At 35.3% G+C, this 18,476-nt stretch carries 16 protein-coding genes and 4 pseudogenes; 5 read left to right on the top strand and 15 right to left on the bottom strand.

Annotated features, from left to right (window positions below):
• Position 1 precedes the first annotated feature (1 nt).
• The gene (locus Q3V31_RS22250; RefSeq protein ID WP_329767207.1) at positions 2-910 is read right to left on the bottom strand and encodes an alpha/beta hydrolase; all 909 of its coding nucleotides are present in this window, start codon (positions 908-910) and stop codon (positions 2-4) included.
• Positions 911-957: 47 nt separating this feature from the next.
• Positions 958-2,091: an NADH-dependent flavin oxidoreductase gene (locus tag Q3V31_RS22255; protein ID WP_329767208.1), complete on the bottom strand. Its 1,134-nt coding sequence runs from the start codon at positions 2,089-2,091 to the stop codon at positions 958-960.
• A 285-nt stretch (positions 2,092-2,376) separates the two neighbouring features.
• Between Q3V31_RS22255 and Q3V31_RS22260 the strand changes: the two genes are divergently transcribed.
• The 3 genes from Q3V31_RS22260 to Q3V31_RS22270 all read left to right on the top strand — a co-directional run bounded on the left by Q3V31_RS22260 (position 2,377) and on the right by Q3V31_RS22270 (position 5,108).
• Positions 2,377-2,922, top strand: coding sequence for a TetR/AcrR family transcriptional regulator (locus tag Q3V31_RS22260; RefSeq protein WP_329767209.1), 546 nt, complete (start codon positions 2,377-2,379; stop codon positions 2,920-2,922).
• A gap of 171 nt (positions 2,923-3,093) precedes the next feature.
• Entirely contained in the window at positions 3,094-3,981 is an 888-nt protein-coding gene (locus Q3V31_RS22265) for a DMT family transporter (RefSeq protein ID WP_088007424.1), read from the top strand.
• A gap of 230 nt (positions 3,982-4,211) precedes the next feature.
• Positions 4,212-5,108, top strand: a complete 897-nt coding sequence (locus Q3V31_RS22270; protein WP_329767210.1) for a hypothetical protein — start codon at positions 4,212-4,214, stop codon at positions 5,106-5,108.
• A gap of 38 nt (positions 5,109-5,146) precedes the next feature.
• Here the strand turns inward: Q3V31_RS22270 and Q3V31_RS22275 are convergent, their stop codons facing one another.
• The 6 genes and pseudogenes from Q3V31_RS22275 to Q3V31_RS22300 form a co-directional block, all read right to left on the bottom strand.
• A complete protein-coding gene (locus Q3V31_RS22275; RefSeq protein WP_328023127.1) occupies positions 5,147-5,392 on the bottom strand; it encodes a hypothetical protein in 246 nt (81 codons plus the stop codon).
• A gap of 178 nt (positions 5,393-5,570) precedes the next feature.
• Positions 5,571-6,860: a replicative DNA helicase gene (gene dnaB, locus Q3V31_RS22280; protein WP_329767211.1), complete on the bottom strand. Its 1,290-nt coding sequence runs from the start codon at positions 6,858-6,860 to the stop codon at positions 5,571-5,573.
• Positions 6,857-7,714 (bottom strand): DnaD domain-containing protein, encoded by an 858-nt coding sequence (locus Q3V31_RS22285; protein ID WP_329767212.1) that lies wholly within the window; start codon positions 7,712-7,714, stop codon positions 6,857-6,859. Before Q3V31_RS22285 ends, dnaB begins: the two co-directional genes overlap by 4 nt.
• A 196-nt stretch (positions 7,715-7,910) precedes the next feature.
• Complete coding sequence (locus Q3V31_RS22290) at positions 7,911-8,237, bottom strand: nucleoside triphosphate pyrophosphohydrolase (RefSeq protein WP_329767213.1); 327 nt, start codon at positions 8,235-8,237, stop codon at positions 7,911-7,913.
• 587 nt (positions 8,238-8,824) lie between these two features.
• Positions 8,825-9,274, bottom strand: coding sequence for a MerR family transcriptional regulator (locus Q3V31_RS22295; protein WP_329767214.1), 450 nt, complete (start codon positions 9,272-9,274; stop codon positions 8,825-8,827).
• A gap of 390 nt (positions 9,275-9,664) precedes the next feature.
• A pseudogene (locus Q3V31_RS22300) lies at positions 9,665-9,822 on the bottom strand (DUF4870 domain-containing protein); the annotation flags it as partial.
• A 119-nt stretch (positions 9,823-9,941) separates the two neighbouring features.
• Between Q3V31_RS22300 and Q3V31_RS22305 the strand changes: the two are divergent.
• Positions 9,942-10,160 (top strand): annotated as a pseudogene (locus Q3V31_RS22305) (DUF3900 domain-containing protein); the annotation flags it as partial.
• Between the two features lie 143 nt (positions 10,161-10,303).
• Here Q3V31_RS22305 and Q3V31_RS22310 read toward each other — a convergent pair.
• The 5 genes and pseudogenes from Q3V31_RS22310 to Q3V31_RS22330 all read right to left on the bottom strand — a co-directional run.
• Complete coding sequence (locus Q3V31_RS22310) at positions 10,304-10,906, bottom strand: DNA integrity scanning protein DisA nucleotide-binding domain protein (protein ID WP_329767215.1); 603 nt, start codon at positions 10,904-10,906, stop codon at positions 10,304-10,306.
• 17 nt (positions 10,907-10,923) lie between these two features.
• Positions 10,924-11,805 (bottom strand): hypothetical protein, encoded by an 882-nt coding sequence (locus tag Q3V31_RS22315; protein ID WP_329767216.1) that lies wholly within the window; start codon positions 11,803-11,805, stop codon positions 10,924-10,926.
• Positions 11,806-12,154: 349 nt separating this feature from the next.
• Positions 12,155-13,208, bottom strand: a pseudogene (locus tag Q3V31_RS22320) (tyrosine-type recombinase/integrase).
• Positions 13,209-13,679: 471 nt separating this feature from the next.
• Positions 13,680-14,885, bottom strand: a complete 1,206-nt coding sequence (locus Q3V31_RS22325; RefSeq protein ID WP_329767217.1) for an AIPR family protein — start codon at positions 14,883-14,885, stop codon at positions 13,680-13,682.
• 283 nt (positions 14,886-15,168) lie between these two features.
• Positions 15,169-15,385, bottom strand: a pseudogene (locus Q3V31_RS22330) (DUF4870 domain-containing protein); the annotation flags it as partial.
• Between the two features lie 24 nt (positions 15,386-15,409).
• Between Q3V31_RS22330 and Q3V31_RS22335 the strand changes: the two are divergent.
• Positions 15,410-15,583, top strand: coding sequence for a hypothetical protein (locus Q3V31_RS22335; RefSeq protein ID WP_329767218.1), 174 nt, complete (start codon positions 15,410-15,412; stop codon positions 15,581-15,583).
• 33 nt (positions 15,584-15,616) lie between these two features.
• On the opposite strand, the gene Q3V31_RS22340 is transcribed toward Q3V31_RS22335, so the two are convergent.
• Together Q3V31_RS22340 and Q3V31_RS22345 are read right to left on the bottom strand one after the other, a co-directional pair.
• Entirely contained in the window at positions 15,617-16,447 is an 831-nt protein-coding gene (locus tag Q3V31_RS22340; RefSeq protein WP_329767219.1) for an HNH endonuclease, read from the bottom strand.
• Between the two features lie 168 nt (positions 16,448-16,615).
• On the bottom strand, positions 16,616-18,463 hold the full coding sequence (locus Q3V31_RS22345) for an AIPR family protein (RefSeq protein ID WP_329767220.1): 1,848 nt from the start codon (positions 18,461-18,463) through the stop codon (positions 16,616-16,618).
• Positions 18,464-18,476 lie beyond the last annotated feature (13 nt).

Below are 18,476 nucleotides of genomic sequence, written 5' to 3' on the forward strand. Positions count from 1 at the left end.
ATTACAAATGCTTGCCAAGAAACTCCGTTGCCTTCACTACCGCTTGATCGACATACTCAGGAATATCGTATAAATCAAAGTGAGATCCACCTTCCAGAACGACTAATTCTTTCGGTTCGTTCGCTAATTCATAAGCTTCTTTACTTTGCCAAAGTGTCCCTGCTTTACTTCCTGCAACTAATAGAAGTGGCTGCGTTAATAAAGTACTAATTTTTTCATCGATTGCCGTAAACGCTAAAATTTTATCAAAGCTTGAAAACAGCAATTTATTTACTGAATTCGGATGATGCGCTCTAGCTGTTCTGTAATATTCATATCCTTCAGCTGTTTCTGAATCCGTATTTTCATCAATTTCATGCGGTACGTAAGAAAGATACATCGGTTCCGCCCCATTTGCTTCAGCAGTACGTTGCTTTGCGACTGCATCAAGCGTCTGAATTGCACTAGATATCGGCGCTTCACCAGTCCAGCCCTCGCGGAACGTTCTTCCCATATCTGCCGCGCTAATTCCTACAACAGCTTTAATACGACGTTCAGTTTGTGCTGCACGTATCGCATAACCACCACCTGCGCAAATACCAACTACACCAATTCGCTCTGGATCAACGAAAGAAAGTGTCGTTACATAATCTACCGCCGCTCGCACATCTTCTACTCTAGATGTTGGATCATCAAGATAGCGAGGTAGCCCTTCACTTTCCCCTTGATAAGCAGCATCGAAAGCTAACGCGACATACCCTTCATCCGCTAACTTCTGAGCGTAAAGACCCGCAGTTTGTTCTTTCACTCCACCAGCCGGATGTAAAACGATAAGAGTCGGGTATTTCTTGTGATGATCCATTTCGTTTGGTACATGAAGATTACCAGCCATATTCAAATTATATTTTTTAAACGTTACTTGCTTTTTCATATAAATCTCTCCATTTCATATTCGTTTTTATTGATACACTTTCATAATTAATCTTCAATCGTAAACCATGCTCCTGAAGCCCCAATGACATTCCACAGCTTTTCTGGAAGCTCCAGCTCACTTACTGTTGATTTCTTAATTGACGCTTGAATTTCATCTTCTTTTCCGTCCTGCACTTTCTCTACCCAGTCTGGATTCATAATTAACCCGTGGCCAATCGCCGTAAGTGTGATTCCTTTTTCTAGTGCTAAAGAAGCATCATCTGGTGTTACGATAGAACCTGCTGCCATCAAAGGAATTCTGCAGTTTACATGCTCGGCGATTAACTCAAGGTACGTTTTCTCGTCCTGACTATCAACTGGTTTTGCAGTAAGGGCACGTGCTAATGAAGCGTGAACATAGTCAATATTTGCTCGGATAAGATGATCTATTAACTCATACGTATCTTTCATTCTTAAAGCACCTTCTTGCGGTTCGTCAGGTGAGAATCTGTAACCTAATGCGAACGGCTTTTTCGCGTACTTTTTAATAACGGATTGAATTTCACGAACGACTGCTAGCGGGAAACGTAAGCGATTTTCTAAAGAACCCCCCCACTCATCTTCACGTCTATTAAAGAATGGTGAGAAGAAGTTTTGTAGTAAAAATCCGTGCGCGCCGTGAATTTCAACGCCGTCAAAACCAGCTTCGATTGCTCTTCGCGTCGTTTCTCCAAAATCACGAATCACCTCTAAAATTTCATCGTGCGAAAGTTCTCTTGGTAATACAGATGGTGCAAACGGAGAAGCCTCTGTTTCTAAAGCACTTGCACTCACTACATCCCCGCCCGGTGTGAAATCAGGTAATGCTTTGTTCCCTGCATGGAAAATTTGAAGAATAGCCGGAGCTCCGCCGCTCTTAGCCGCATCCGCTAACTTACGTAAACTTGGGATGAACGTATCGTCATAACCTGCGAACTCATTTGTAAAACCGATGCCGTTCGCCTGTACGTGTGTACATCCCGTAATCACAAGCCCTACTCCGTTCACTCTCTTTTTGTAATACGTTACTTCCTCATCTGAAATCGTATAATCATCATTACCCGCCCAAGTTGTCATCGGCGCCATCACGACTCTATTTTTCAGAGTAACGCCAGATTTAAATGTAAATGCTTCAAATAAGTTGTTATATTTCGGATTCATAATTGACCTCTTTCTCGTTGTTTTTCATATATAAAATTGTCATTATTTTGTTATTTGTTCTTTTGAAGAAAGTTACTTAGAGCACGAAATCTGACTTCTATCCCCCACTTTCATTCAGAAATGACACTCGGAAGAATTAATGCACATTGATGTATTATCTCTCCCGTGTGTATAATATAAAATGAAAAAGAGATGTTTTCAAACGTCAATTTTAGTGAATTCACGCATTAATACACACATCTATAAACATTGTGTATTAACTCTCAAGAAAGTTTGGTGAAAACAATGGAAAAAGTCGATAGAAGGATCATTAAATCAAAAGAAGCAATCAAAAACGCTTTTATTGAACTAATGGCCGAAAAAGGATTTGATAAAATTACAGTAAAGGACATTTGCACCAGAGCGGACGTCGGAAACAGAACGTTCTACCTTCATTACCTCGATAAATTTGATTTACTCGACAAACTCGTTGTAGAACGTATCGAAGCTCTAAAAACACTGTGCGCTCCCCTCCATGATTTAAGCTTTAGAGAAGCTTGCATCGCTTGGTTCGAAAACATGGAACAGCACTACTTCTTCTTCTCAACAATGCTTGCAGGAAAAGGAGCTTCCGCTTTCCGCAAACACTTCTTCGATTACATCATCGAACAAATAAAAGATGACGTAGATATTAAAGAAGGAATAAACAAAGGATTTAGTGAAGACATGATCATTACATTCTTCGGATCCGCTATCGTAGGAGTCGTGGAGACATACTTTATGAAGGGACTTCCCGATCCGCCGGAAGTTGTCGCGGAGCAGCTTGGATTGTTGTTGGATCGGAACTTTTAAACGAAAAGAGTCTGTTTTATACACCGATGACACCGGATTATAAAACAGACTCTTTCTTATGGAGTAAAACGTCGATAAATTTAAGTTACAAATATTCAGAATTAATATTAAAATAAAAAATGGGGATAGGGGTATGGGATTATAAAATTTATACATAACGAGGGAATAGAAATGAAACTACAATTAAAAGCGGATTTAGGGCTACTACTAGTTACATTCTTTTGGGGTGCATCCATCTTACTTACAAAGGTTGGACTTGAAGGCATAGAAGAATACAACTTAATCGCATTACGATTCATTATTGCCTTTCTTTTATCAGGTTTAATATTTTACAAACATTTATTCAAAATCGATTTTAAAACGGTAAAATATGCATTTATACTCGCTTCTGTCTTATTTATCGTTTACATTTTCGCAACTTTCGGCACAAAGTATACGAGTGTTTCAAATGCTGGTTTCTTACTATGTCTCACAGTCATTTTCATTCCGATATTATCAGCTATATTTTTAAAACACATTCCAGAAAAGAAAGTTATAGTAGGAATCTTTTTAACGATAATAGGAATCGGCTTATTAACATTAACTAGCGAATTCAAGATCGGTAATGGCGATATATTTTGCATACTGTCAGCCTTATTTTATGCGATTCATGTCATCATCACTGGCAGCGTAACAAAACATGTGAACTCAATTGCACTTGGAGTCATACAACTCGGTTTCGTCGGCCTATTTAGTCTTATTTTTTCATTCATTATCGAAACACCAAAACTGCCTAGCACAACCAACTCATGGCTAATCATCTTAGCCTTAAGCATATTTTGCACCGCAGTCGCTTTCATCGTGCAAGTTATCGCCCAGCAATACACGACGCCTACACATACGGGACTTATCTTCTCATTAGAACCTGTCTTTTCCGCAGGATTTGCCTTTGTTTTCACAGGTGAAACACTGACAGGGAAAGGGTATTTAGGAGCGACGCTTATATTGCTGAGTGTGTTGATTGCTGAGGTGGATTTTAAGGGGCTGTTGCGGGTTAGTTATAAGAAGAATATGGAGTAAGTATTTTTTAAGATAGATGAACATACCCCGGGGAAATATTCGTTACTGTTATTTTCATTCTCTACACCAGTATCTATCTGAATGATACTGGTGTTTTAATGTTGAGAATCTTCCACTTCCAACTCGCTCACCATATTTTATGTATTTGATATTAGCGGAAGTTAATTTGACGAACAACATTATACGTTATATGGTAGAAAAGGAAATAAAAGAGAAAAAGAGGGGTATTTATGAAAAAGATTAAAGTCATATTCACACTCGCCACATCACTACTACTTTTACAAGGCTGTAATAGCACTCCAAGTAAAGCAAATGAAAATACTAACTCTAATACTGAATTACAGACTCTCCAAAAGGAAAACGACTCCTTAGAAAAAACAAATAAAGAATTAACAAAAAAACTTGCTGATTTAGAATCTAAACCAAACAAAGAACAAAAAACATATGAATTAGATAAAAAATTAGCACAAAAAATCTACAGTATTTACACAGGCTCTCCTTGGGATAATAGCCTTGAAGATGCTGGTTGGGAATTTAAGAAAAACTCCAATACAAAAGGTACAATCTCCACAAATCGCGGCGGCGGACAAGTCATACAAATACTTTCAAATTACGCCATTATGTTTGAAGTTGGCGGTTTAGATACACCAACTATAAGTAACCTTAAAATCATTGATTTGAATACTGAAAAAGTAATAAATGAATATCCAGATCAAAATAATAGTGATAGTAAAGAAAATAATAAGGAAACTGCACAAAAATCATCATCACCAAACACCGATAAAGAAAAGTTAAAGAGGCAGTTGACTGATAAGACGTTTATTGCTCCCTCACCTGAAGAATCCGGATACAAAACGAAAGAAGTTATGGCTGCAGTGGAAGATTATTTAATCTCTAATAAAAGTAATCCTGAAGACTATCAAGTAGATGTAGAAGGTACAACTGATGATGGTAATACACTACTTGCTTTAAGACAAGATAATCACGCTGGAGCTGTAGTCGTAATGAAACGTTATGTATTAGATAAAAATGGTTATATATATGAATATGATTTTATTGAACAAAAGGCGAAAGATACGCCTGTAACAAATATATATATTAGAGACCTTTTAAATCAAAAAGACTAGTTTACTAGTCTTTTTGATTTTCTCTAGCACTTTTTCTATTATTTACGTCTTTCTTTATAATACTCTTTGTTAAAGACTTTATCGTATTTTGCTTGTCTTCTAGCATCTTTTTTAATCGCACCTTCTTCTCTAGCTGCTTTAAGCCTAACATTTCCCCAAGCCCACATTCCGATACCGATTAGAACCAACAAAAAAGCAATTGATATGTACCCATCAAGTAAAAATACAAGTGCAAAGAAAAAAAAGACTACAGCAATAAGTTTGAATTTCATATGACCAAGCATCCCTATTCTCCTTCTTCCATTTATTGATATATAAGTATCATACCAATAAATTACAATAAATAACAAATATTGTTTTTAAATACACATAAAAGATGGGTAGCTATACGATCCATCTTTTGTTTAATTACTACTTTTATACTGAGTTATTCAACATCCGCATCACCCAAACGAATATGCGCTATTTCACCATCTCCACAAACCGCCCAAACTCCTTCAAAAATCGCAGCTTAAAACTCCCCACAGGCCCATTCCGATGCTTCGCCACATGGATCTCCGTCATCTCTTTCTGCATCGTTTCCTTATCGTAATAATCTTCGCGATACATAAGCATAATGACATCCGCGTCTTGCTCAATCTGTCCTGTCTCTCTTAAATCAGATAAAAGCGGGCGCTTATCTTGACGTGATTCTACTGAACGAGACAATTGCGACAACGCTACTACACAAACATTTAAATCACGCGCTAATAACTTAAGCTTACGAGAAATTTCACTAATCTCTTGAAATCGATTGCCCTTATGCTTCGGATCGCCCGTAATAAGCTGCAAATAATCTACAATAATTAAAAGCTTTTTATCACCGTGCTTCCTCTTTAACTTACGAGTTTGCATCCAAATATCTTGCACCGTAACGCCTGCATTATCGTAAATCTCAAGTGGTAATTCCCCGATCTCCGCAAACGCCTTACTCACCTTTTCCCAGTCTTCCATCGCAAAACGGTGCTTCGGATTTTTCAGCCTGCCTCCTGATACTTCACCTACGCACGACGCCATCCTTTTTAACAATTGCTTACTACTCATCTCTAATGAAAACAGCCCAACTGCCGCTCCAGACTTCGCCGCATGTAGCCCAACATTTAGCGCAAACGCAGTCTTCCCCATAGAAGGACGCGCACCAAGAACAACAAAATCACCTTCCTGTAATCCGCACGTCATCTTATTTAACGATATATAACCAGTCTCAATACCAGTATGCTCTTTCGTATCTTGATGAAGCTCTTCATACAAACCAACTAACGCATCCTTCAAATCAAACTCACATACACGGTCCTTTTCCTCTAACTCACAAAGTTCCGTAATCGTCTCACCAATAATTTTCTCATTCTTCTCCGCAATAAGGCGCTCTCCCATTTTGTGCCCGAGAACGCCAGCCTGATACATTTTCCATGCACCTCGAACAAGCCCCTCATAATAAGAGAAGTTGGCAGTTGTAGGCACACTATCCATTAACCCTATAAAATACTCCATTCCCCCAATCCCCTTCAAAAAGTTCGGATCCACCCTAGAAATGAACGTCACAAGATCAATCGGTTGCCCCTCTTCTTCCATTTTTCGCATTAACTGAAATATAGACTTGTGCACTGGCATCGAAAAATACTGCTCCGTCAAACGGCACTCCTTAATAAGCTCTCCATCAAGTAATAGAGAACCTAATACCGTCTTTTCCGCCTCCACATTTTGAATACTCATGGCCGCCACCCGCGTTCCGCTAAAAAGCGCTGCAACTCTTCCTCAGACGGCACATTCTTCTCCCACTCGTCACACTTCGCCAAAAAATTCTCTGTCTCTCCAGTACTAACAAACGACTCCTTCTTCCGAAACTTCGACGTATCCGCCTCAACCTCAGACACTTTCGTAAACCCTTTCCCGTGCCACCCTCTCAAAATCCCTTTCACATAAGCAACCGTCCGCTTATTATTCTCAAACGCAATTTGAAGAGCCTTAAGCACAAGCTCCTCTGACAAATCATCCATCCACGCACTCAGTTCCTCCACCGTATGAGGAGACAAACTACCAAAATGTTGCTCGAAAAAAGAAAACACGCGACTTCCCGTCTCTTCCTCTATAACCTCTTCTTCCGCCTCTTCACAAACCGGATCAACATCATGAACGGCCGAATCACTAGGCATACCGAAATGTGCTAAAAGCATCGGAACATTCAGCTCCTCCTCTACACACTTCTGAATAAACATATGTACAAACTCCTTATTCTTCACACCCTTCAGCTCACGAAGCACACACTTCTCCACATTCGTATTCGTCACAGGATTATAACGAAGCCAATTTAAAACGAATAACTCTCTCGTATCCGCATCATAAAGAATCTTCCCATAATCAATGAAGCGCTGCACAAGCTTATCAACAGTCTCCCGATTATAACCAGTCTCCATCTCAGCTAACCGCTTCGGAAAAGGAAAAATCCCGCATTGCGTCGTCTTCGAACAAGTTAACAAATACACATAAAAATACCGCTCCTCCGGCGTCAAATCCAAAACAAAATCATCCTGCCAAAAATTCACCTGCACATTACGATACACCGCCATCCCAATTCCTCCCGTCCTAATTCAAAAATGAAAATTTCTTCTTTGTACTATATATAGGAAGGAAGGTCGGGTTTTTGGCGTGTTATTTCAAATTTTTTTTGACTACTACTACGGTGTTTGTTGGTGTTTTTGTTTTGTTATGTTTTTTCTTAGTGATTTATTACTTGGTAGGGGCTTGTAAGGGGCTTATGAGGGGTTAGTTATTGGTTACTTCAATTAGAAAGACCCGATCTGAAAAGCTACCTCGTTCTTCTGCTTTCTTTTTTCGGATGTTGTTGATTTCTTTTAGTGTTGTGCCTTCGTGTTTGGCTAGGGCGTTTATTAGTTCTAGTAGGTCGGATAGTTCTTCTAGTTTATGTTCTTTTGTTGTTGCTTCTAGGTATTCGGTTAGTTCTTCTTCTGTTTTCTTGCAGATTTCTTTTATGTATTCGTCTTGAGATAGGATTCTTGTTGTGGATGTTTTTCCGTTGGACTTTATAATTTGTGGAATTTTGTTTCTGATTAGTTTGTTGTAGGTTGGCATGGGGGTTCCCTCCGTTTGGTTTTTCTTCTATACACAAGATATAGTACAGTGCAACGTGTAGAAATAAGCATAAAAATACGACTAACTTTTATATCTTAAAATAGATTTACATGTATATGGCTAGGCTATTTCCATCTAAACAGCCATATTTTTATTAATAAAAAAGTCTTATTTCTAAGTATATATACCTAAAGATAAGACCACCAAAATTCATGGATATTCTATTTTCTATATGGTTAATCACTTTATAAGCCAAATTCACTTCAATTATAAACATCAGCCACTGAGGAAAGTATAACATTTCCACCTAATTTTAACTACATTTGATATCCCATTCATAACCATATAAAATTATTAGTCCTTTTCTCCCTCCATCATAAGAGTTCAATAATATTTTTATAAATTGATAGATGCATACTCTAATTAAGCTATCCTGTCTATGACAGATGCATTAATCACCGTGATAATTTAATATAAAAAGTATATCTTTCTACTAATGTTTCACTAATCAATGTTATTTCATGTAAGTAATATTTCTAACTAACCTATATAATGAGATTAGCTAGAAATATCAAAGTCCACTTCTACTACTCATTTAAGGTCATTTGATCTTGTTCTTCATTCTTTATTTGTCTAGTGATTGATACTAGTAAATTTTCTATTCCCTCTCTCCTCAACTTATTTTCCTCTATGTTTTTTTTATGTTCTATAATTACTTGTTCGGATTTTTTAATTTTCCCATTTATCATTTCTAATTCCGTTTGTATTATTTTTCTTATTTCAAGTGAATTAAAATTTTCGTCCATCTGCATTCTGTTTTCAGATTTTTCTTTGGTAGACTCTCCAAAGAAATGCAAATTTATATCTTTAGACGGGAATAACATTTCCAGTTCTTCCTTAGTATATTGTCTATGCCCTCCATCATTCTTCTTGAATCTATACCCTATAGCTTCAGCCTCAATCGCCCTTTTTTTAATAGTATTAACACTTACACCAAGTTTTTTCGCAATTTCACTCGGTATATACATTTTTTTCATCTTATACTTCACTCCACTAGTACTAATTTTAAATAACATAGAGAGTATAAGGCTTGCCAAAATAAATGTATATATAAAAAAATTCCCATCTTAATATTGAGGAATATTACAAAGTAATTCCGTTCCTTTAATCCGGTAATTATATATCAATAAATAAAATTTATGGTGACCCAATTCCATACGAAAATAAATCTGGTCTCTTATTCCATTACTTAATCCCCTTTATATCTAAGCTCTATTTTTTAACATTTATTGCTCCTAAAACAGCACTGATTCCTTACCAATAACCAATTTCAAAGGAGCTTCTTTAACTCGCTCATCTCTCCACTATAATAACCTCATTCTCATATTCAATCCGGATTTGAATACCCTGCACATAATAAATTTTAATAGAAGAAATACTAATAAATGAGGGTTAAATACTTTTCGACAATGGTATTTTTACGTGCCAGTGTGATGTACATGAGTAGTGGTGAAAAGATACCTATTGCGGCTGATAGTAGTAGCATGATGATGGTGTTTCTTTTTTCTGTTATGGTGGTTTTCATGATTGGTTTGGTCCCCCTTTTGGATTTGTCTTCTTTAAGTTAGGGGGTGACGTTGGGGGAGATGCAAGTGGAGTATATAGAAAAATTGATTAATACCGATATAGGTAAAATTAGATCTTTACCTGCGAGAAGAAGGCATCGTGGAAGTGGGCGAACTAAAAATTCACCAAGCATCACACACTCGCTACTTCGAAGACTTCTTAAAACTCGTAGAATACGAGCGTTCCATGCCAGAAATTATGAAAACACAAGTTACGGATATAGTATACAACCAAATCAAAGACGTCTTTGAAGAAAATACAGAAGAACGGGTATAATTTGACCAAGCAATGGAACTGTGAGCAGTAAGCCCAAAGTGTGAAATTATGGATCATTTCACACTTAAGGATACTAGTTAATATTAGCCACGTACTTTCCCATGTATCTCTAACTTCAGCTCTATTCTTCTCAAGCATCAAAACATGTAAGAAATTTTTTAGAATTAATGCTCCAACTCATCTGGTAAAATAGAGATGTGTCCATCTTCTGATACAACTACCAATAAACAAGGAATATTATGCTTCTTTTTAGTACCAAAATATCTATGAGCTGAATTAAATCGGGCGCCTCTTCCAGGGTCTCCTTTGATTATATCTCCATCTAGAATTACCCCAAATGCGTAGCAAACCCCTTTTGTATCTACAATAATAGCACCATCTATACCTGAGAACCTCTTAAAAAATTCTTTATTAAGTTTTTTGGGCACTATGAGAGTACTTGATTCTGTTAATCTTTTTGCTTCAGACTCTGCAAATCGCTTCTCTAAGATAACTAAAATAGTTCCCTTTTTTTGTTCTTTAGCAGCTAATACCAGATCTATTAACAGAGTTATGTCTTTACTGGTTATTTTCTCGGTAGGATCTTTAAATACATTGCATATTGCACTATTTATTGGGGCAATACCATAAACACCATTAAATGTTAAACTAATTTGGGAATTATCCGATTGAAAAATAGGAGCATTGTCTATACTACAATGCCAACCCAGTTTACTCTTAAACTCAATTAAGATTCCATTAAATGTAGAGTTCTTATTTTTCCTCACTTTAAAACCATAAGCTATTAAAATGGTTTTACTAACAAAATTAAATCTCTGTCTGACACCTCCAACAATTTCCTAATTCTTTTATTTTCATTAAGTCGAACCCCTTCAGATAATTCTATATCCGGCTTTTCCTCATTAATTAATAAATATCCTTTGCAATCCGCCCCTTCATATGGCGTAACAGAGATTAAATTTAAATCCGGAAACGCTCTATATAAAGAATTATCTAATAAAGATGCTACTTTTCTTCCGATTTCATCATAGGGAAAATCATCCCAAAGCGAATGCCAGGCTATCTTATAGTTATTAAGAATCTGAGCATATTCTTCATTCGAATCTTTCTCAAAAAATAATATAGGAAAAATGAATGGTGTAAATTCTATAAAGTCTGATAAATATTCCACGGGAATAGGTTTACCGTGCCAAATATCATAGCTATCTTCAAATTCCCCTAGTAATTCTTCTAAATTTGAAAAATCATTATTTATAGAATTGAGAAACACTTGTGAAAAACCAGTATACGGATAGACAAAGACTAAGGGTTCATCAAATAACTTTCTAATTTGAACAAAATATACTTTTTTAAGGTGTTTAAACAATCTGTTACTTGGATCAAACTTATTAAATTCCACTTCAAATTTATGTAAATACTCTTGATATTCTAAAATATGTATTTGTTCTAACATATCCTTTGCTCTATTTTTATCCCCTACCTCGATAGAATTTTTCAAACATTCAGATACAACACGTTTTTTTAATACAAGTGAATTTGTTTCATATCCATATTTATACGTTTGTTTATTGAAATCTATATCTTCAAATAATTGGTTATAACTAAAAAAATTATCTCCATTGAAATACTGATCAAAACTCTTAAATTTTACTATTTCTTCATGCAAATGGCGACATCCTTCCTAAGTTTATTCTAAATATACTAAATTAATATTATACAATAATACTTAGGAACTTAATACGCCTTATGTGGAGGCTATACGCCACTTTTCCTGTTATGGAGTAAAAAACATAATGAACCAATCGAAAGTCTTTTAATCCCTTATGGGATGGGAGTTTAACGGACATCAGCTTCAAGAAAAAAAGTCTGTTTAGCCTTGACAGGGTGGAGGTCGTGAGTTCGATCCCCTCTGGGGTCATATTGTTAGAAACCGTGTCAAATTAACGTTTGATTCGGTTTTTATTTTGTAAATTTGTATTCAAAAGGGGGCGTGGTCACAGGTTTGGTCACATTACCTAAAAAATCTCTTCTATTTTATTCACTGCATCTTCTTGCATCGTTAGCAGTACATGCGAATAAGTGTCTAATGTGATTTTGATATTACTATGTCCTAAACGCTCAGAAATCACCTTCACACCTTTAGCCAATAACAGAGTTGCATGTGTATGACGTAAATCATGGAATCGAATCTTTGGCACAGCTACGTTCTTAATCAAAGCGTTTAAACTTCTTCTAACATTAGTAGAATTGATTGGTGTTCCAGAAGGAGTACACATTACTAAGTCATTATCATGATATTCCTCACCTTGACTCAGCTTCTCTTTTAATACGACTGCTCTATGCCTCTTCAACTTTGATACTGTTGATGCAGATAGTAGTATCTTTCTTAAACTTGATTTTGTCTTTCCGTCATGACTTAACGTTTGACTAATGGTTAAATGTCCCTTTTCTAAATCAACACCTTTCCATCACAAGCCTAGCAATTCACCTTGTCGCATTCCAGTTACAAGAGCCAAATGAAAGACAATAGAATACCTGCTACCCTGCGTAGCCTTTAAGAATAACTGTACCTCATGTTCATTCCACACAATTAGCTCTTCCTTATCAGCTTTAGGCAACTTTGTTTTAGCTGCAACATTTTTACTTATTAACTCTAAATCAATAGCATGTTCAAGTGAGTTCCGAATGACTTTGATTATCTTCTCAATTGTCCCTCGCTTTAACTCCTCATCTCGCAGTGAATTGACATAGCTAATTTGGTATTACCTAGAGAAGGAATGATACGGCTGTTTAAGTACCCTTTCAGTACTTTTGCTGTTTGAATGCCGACACTGTTCTTCTTTGTATTAAGCCAACTCTCAAGATATTCACCATAAAGTAGTTTACTAGATTCTACATATGTTCCAGTATGAACTTCTGAGAGCCGCTTTGTTAAAGCATTCTCTTCTTTTTTATAGTAAATCCCCTCTTCTTTTTTTGTTTTCTTTTGCCTATTAAAGGGTCACTACCAATATCTACAATATAAAAATACTTTCCTGTTTTCTTATCTTTGTTGACGCTTTCTTTCATTCTTAAGAGCTACCTTGGAGTCCTTAGCTGTGCTGTATATGGTAATTTTATTATAGTGGATAACTTGGTACTATGGATTAGAATTTCACCTTATATCAGCATAAAGACAACTGAATGTAACTTGAATATGTTTTCTAACAAAAAAATATAAAGAGAACAATGATTAATGAACAGACTATTACTATTCTTTTAATTTACAGCATTTCCTTCTTGATACCACTCTAGAGTATGTATCGCTTCCTCTGATTTCTTGCCACCTAATATAACTTCTAACTTTCTTGTGCCAACAATTTGAGACTCTATTGTGACAAAGCGATGATTCGTTTATTTTACGATTTCGGACCAAAATTACCTTGACTCATATGTTACCAATACAATATTGGAAATATGCTTCTATATACACTACGTTTAATTCAATTACTTAATTTAAGTAATAAAAAGGACTACAGAACATCTGTAGCCCTTCCACAATTAATTATCATCTTGTTCTTCTAAAAGAGCGGATAATAATTCACTATAAGTTGATGACCATGTAACGGTGTTTTTCCCTAGCGCATTAGGATCTTTACCTACTGCATTGTATGCTGATTGGACGGAACTCATTAAACGTGGACCATGTTTTCTCCAAACGCTTAAAATTTCATCAAATCCACCATTTTTCTTCCATACATACAATCCGCTTTTTGGATCTTCTTTAACGAACCAACGGAAGGCTGCTAGCACTGGGAATAAAGCACCTTTAGAGAGATATACCTTTGTTTCTTTGCTAATAAAAATCAATTCAATCGGTGATTTTGTACGTTTCTCAACGTACCCTAAAGAGCCTGCTTTACCACCTTGCTTATTATGCATCAACGGTCCTTCTAACTTAATCGTATCATGAAGTACCAGAATATCTTTTAAAATCAAGCGTAGCTTTACAAAACTCTCGGGATGCTCGTTAAATTGGGAAAGACACTTCGCTTTTGCTGAATAAGCATATTTAGGATGCTTATCCGCTACATTACCGTCTAAATAATTGATATCAATGTTAAATAACACCATAATTGAAATCAACTCACGAATGTCCATTGGCAAATTCAAGTTTTCCACGTATGAAATCTTGTTTGCATATGACTCGTTTTTAAAAACTTCCTTAATCCAATCAAAAGCACCTTTTTGGTTCAAAATACTTTCTGTGTGTACTTGAACAGAAGTATTTAAACCCATCGCCATTTCTGCAACAAAATCAGGTTGGACATTAGTTGTAATCTTTACTAACACATACTGATCGCCGACTTGTTTTACATTTTTCTTCATTATTTCAAACGTATGTTTTCCATTTGCTAGCCCCTCAGAAGGATTGAAACCAACTTCATACTGATCTTTCTCTGTATTTTTTACATAAGAAGCAATTATATCAAGCCCCTTATTCTTCAAATGAAAAGTATACGGAGTTGAAGCACCTCTATTCAAGAAAGAATCTAACACCTCTTGATAAACTGCTAAATCTGTATTGGATGGACGTGGATTTGGATTTGCAGGAATTGATTCAGGGAAATCCTGTGCAGCTACCCACATAAAATGATGTTCCTTCTTTGGGTCAATCGGGTCTGGCATTTTTCGTGTGAATTTTGCACGTAACTTAATAGTAGTAAGTGCTACGATTTTCAACATCTCCTCTTTGTGTACAACCATCCAGTTGCCACTATTGTAGCCAAGTCCATGGCTTAGTTAGAATATAACCAAAGAAAAGAAAATTATACTTAATTTTATCTTGACCAAAATAAATTATATCTCCCTTTCAACTTGAAAACTCAAATTCCCTCTTATGTTGTTGCCTCTAAGTATTTGTGGGATTTTGTTTCTTCGAGGTAACGAAACTCTTGCCCTCAAATGAAAAAGCCCCCCATTTACTCTTTTTCCCATAGCCAACCATACATTTCATCCGCCCATGTCTATCTAATAATTCCTTGCATATTAATTTACACTCAACAATAATTACTTGAACTACTTTCAAAGACAAATAAAATACCACTCATAAGCGAGCTAATATTTAGTAGAAAAACTATTAACAAATGAAAGTTGAATGTCTTTCGACAATGATATTTGCACACCTTATTTTTACGTGTCAGCTTGATTTACATAAGTAATGGTGAAAAGATTTCTATTACGGCTGAAAGTAGTAGTATGATGATCGTGTTTCTTTTATGGTGGTTTTCATGAGTGGTTTTGTCTTCTTTAAGTTAGTCGGTGAAATTGGGGAGATACAAGAAGATTATAAAAAAACAACAACGCCCATTTCAGCGTTGCTGTTCTTCCTTCAAAATATGTATGAAGTCGATACTCCCATATTATCTTCATACAATCCAATAACATTTCTTTTTTATCCATAATTTTTTTGCATTAGGTAATAACAAACTTATAAATTACCAGTCTAAATGATTATCCCGAATAGTTATAACCTTACCTTTTTCTTTCACCATTTTTTTTATAGGATCAATAGTAATGACTCCCCTTGTCTTCTTAGCATGACAATTAGGACATAATACCCAAAGGTTATCCAAGGATTCTCCTCCACCTTTTGACTTCTCAATAATATGATCGACTTCTATTATCCAACCTTTTTTATTATTAGCCTTTATGTATTCTTCTTTAAACCCACAGACTTGACACGTATGATCTTCTAATATTGCAATTCTCTTTTTTTGAGCACTACTTTCTTTTCTCCGTTTTGCTTTATCGCCAATTTTCACATACTGTTCTTTATAATCAATAAAATTTTTGGCTTCTTCTAATATAATATCTTTTTTCTTTTCACCAAGTTCATCTTCTACAATTTCTTCATCATAAAAATAGTAATCATTTAATACAAAACTATCAATCGAATTATATAATAGTAGGTCACTACTAAAACTAATATTTATATGATATCTTTTTATTCCTCCATCTTTATTCTTGGTAACATTCGCTTCTTCAATATATTTGTATAAAATTCCAATTGGTAATTTAACTATTCCCTCATAACCTAAAATGAAGGTTATATGTGATATTCTCTCTGATTTATATACTTTGATTGCATTTGGAGTTATTCCAAACCAGTATTTCTTCCCATCACCAGATATTTTCGAATATTTCACTACTACCTTCTCATGGTTCACTAGATAAAATAATTGTATTCTATTAATTGTTTCACTTTTTTTATATCCACCTAATATTTCTAGTGCACTGATATCACTGAGACCTCTTCTTGTATCCATATATTCCCCTCTATCGACCCCATTAGTATTCATAAACACGTATGTTTAACCTAACTGGACTTATCATTTCATCTAAAAAATTAGGAGAACAGAAATTTCTTAAACCTTTCAGTTTCATTTAAGAAATTCCTTTCTCCTATAATAATCAACTTTTATTCTATCTTTTTGTTATATAAGCGAACTTAATACAACTGCCGACTCTTTAATAAACCCTTTCCAGCAATCTTCTTTCTTCGCCCATTGTGTTACGTTTTGATCACCTGCAGATTCTCTTAAGTAATTCAAAGCATTATTTGCTATTGTTCTTACAACATCTTCCCATTTATTTGAAAGAGCCTGATGCTGCCATACTTCTATTAAATCAATTTCCTTACCATACAAATAATTTAACATCGCTACTGTATAATAAATTACGTTTGCTCTATAACCTTTTAGCTTCATACTTTCCACAATTTCAGTTACAAATGCATTAATAATCTTTCTAGAAATAAGCTTTTTATAGTATTCATTATCAATACTTAGAATACTCTTGATTACTTCACCTTCATCATTTGTAATGGAACTTTGTTTCCAATACAGGCTATTGAGGTCCATAAAACGCTTAAACGCTTCTTCTCCACCCTTACTAGACACATAGGGGAAGCCTTCCCAAGACATGAAATATTTAGCCGTCTCTACTTTTGTTATGACGTTTTCTTTTGGATACATTTTCTTGAAAGCAGTTTGTTCTTTCCCTTTCGAACGTCTACCAATATCCACCATATACTGCCCACGTGCACGTTCGAAATACCACTTAGATTCTTCTTTACGGTTATCCTGTGTTGGAATCCATATATTACGGGAAAACTTTTCAATATCAGACATAAAACGCGTATTCGCAAGTAAATCTGATTTATTAATTTTGTTTTGAGTATTAGCATATTCGGATATTTTCGATATCATTTCATCTTCAAATACATGTCGATCCATTTGAGCATCATTATTTTCTATTTCTTGCGGAACATTGATGATAGTAAGTTTTGTTTGTACATAAACTCCCTCTAAATCAATATCATTTTTATATGCTTGGTGTATAGAAGCGGTTGTTTGGCCACCATTAACAATCTGCCAACTTGTTAGTGTCTTGATGCTAAATAAATTAGAGTCCCCAATTCTTTCAATATCTCCTGCCTTCGCAACACTTGAAATACCATTGTTATAAGCAATAAATAATTCACGCTGCCTTGCATCCTTTAGTGTATCTCTTATTCCTTTATTTGTTCCACCACGTGCTTGTAAAAAAGAACGGACATTTCGTTCAACTAGTTTTGGTCCCCATTCATCATACAATTCAGCTAGGAGCTTCGCTGGGATAACACCAATATAACAATCTATTAATCCATTCTCATTTTCATTTGGAACATGCATCATTTGTAACGCTGAACCATATTCTGACTCAAAATGTATATCAAATTCTCGTATACCTTGTTCTGCTTCTGATAATTTAAATACACGATCCATGTCCCAAACATGTACATTAACTGTTTCGATATTAGGAATAGTTAAATCAATAGGCTTGTTTGAAAGATAAAATTTACTCGTAATTACATAAATATTAACTTCTTCAATTTCACCCTTTTTATCCACAATCATTTTCGTTACATCATAATATTCCATAGAACGATCTGCTAACTGCAAAATCTGTTCAGCACTTGTATAAAATCGTTTCGCTTTATTCGCATACTCCTTTAAGAATGTCATGTTTGCAATCGGTAATTCATCTTCTTCCCCAAAAGGCTCATACTCTACTACATATAAATTCAAAGTGTTTATATCTTCTTGATATAAATAACCATTTAATTGAATTTTAGATTTTTCTTCCTTGAAATGCATAATTGCTGGTTCGTCCACAATATTAATAAATGGTAGCATTTCTTGTAAAAAAGGGGTTTGTCTACTCCCTAAGGCTCTTCCTTTTTGTTCAACCGTATCAATAAATTCATTAAAAAAATCTAATCTTCTTTTCGTTTCATTCATTATAGATCATCCT

The sequence above is a fragment of the Bacillus nitratireducens genome (assembly GCF_036320425.1).
Classification (GTDB): Bacteria; Bacillota; Bacilli; order Bacillales; family Bacillaceae_G; genus Bacillus_A; species Bacillus_A nitratireducens.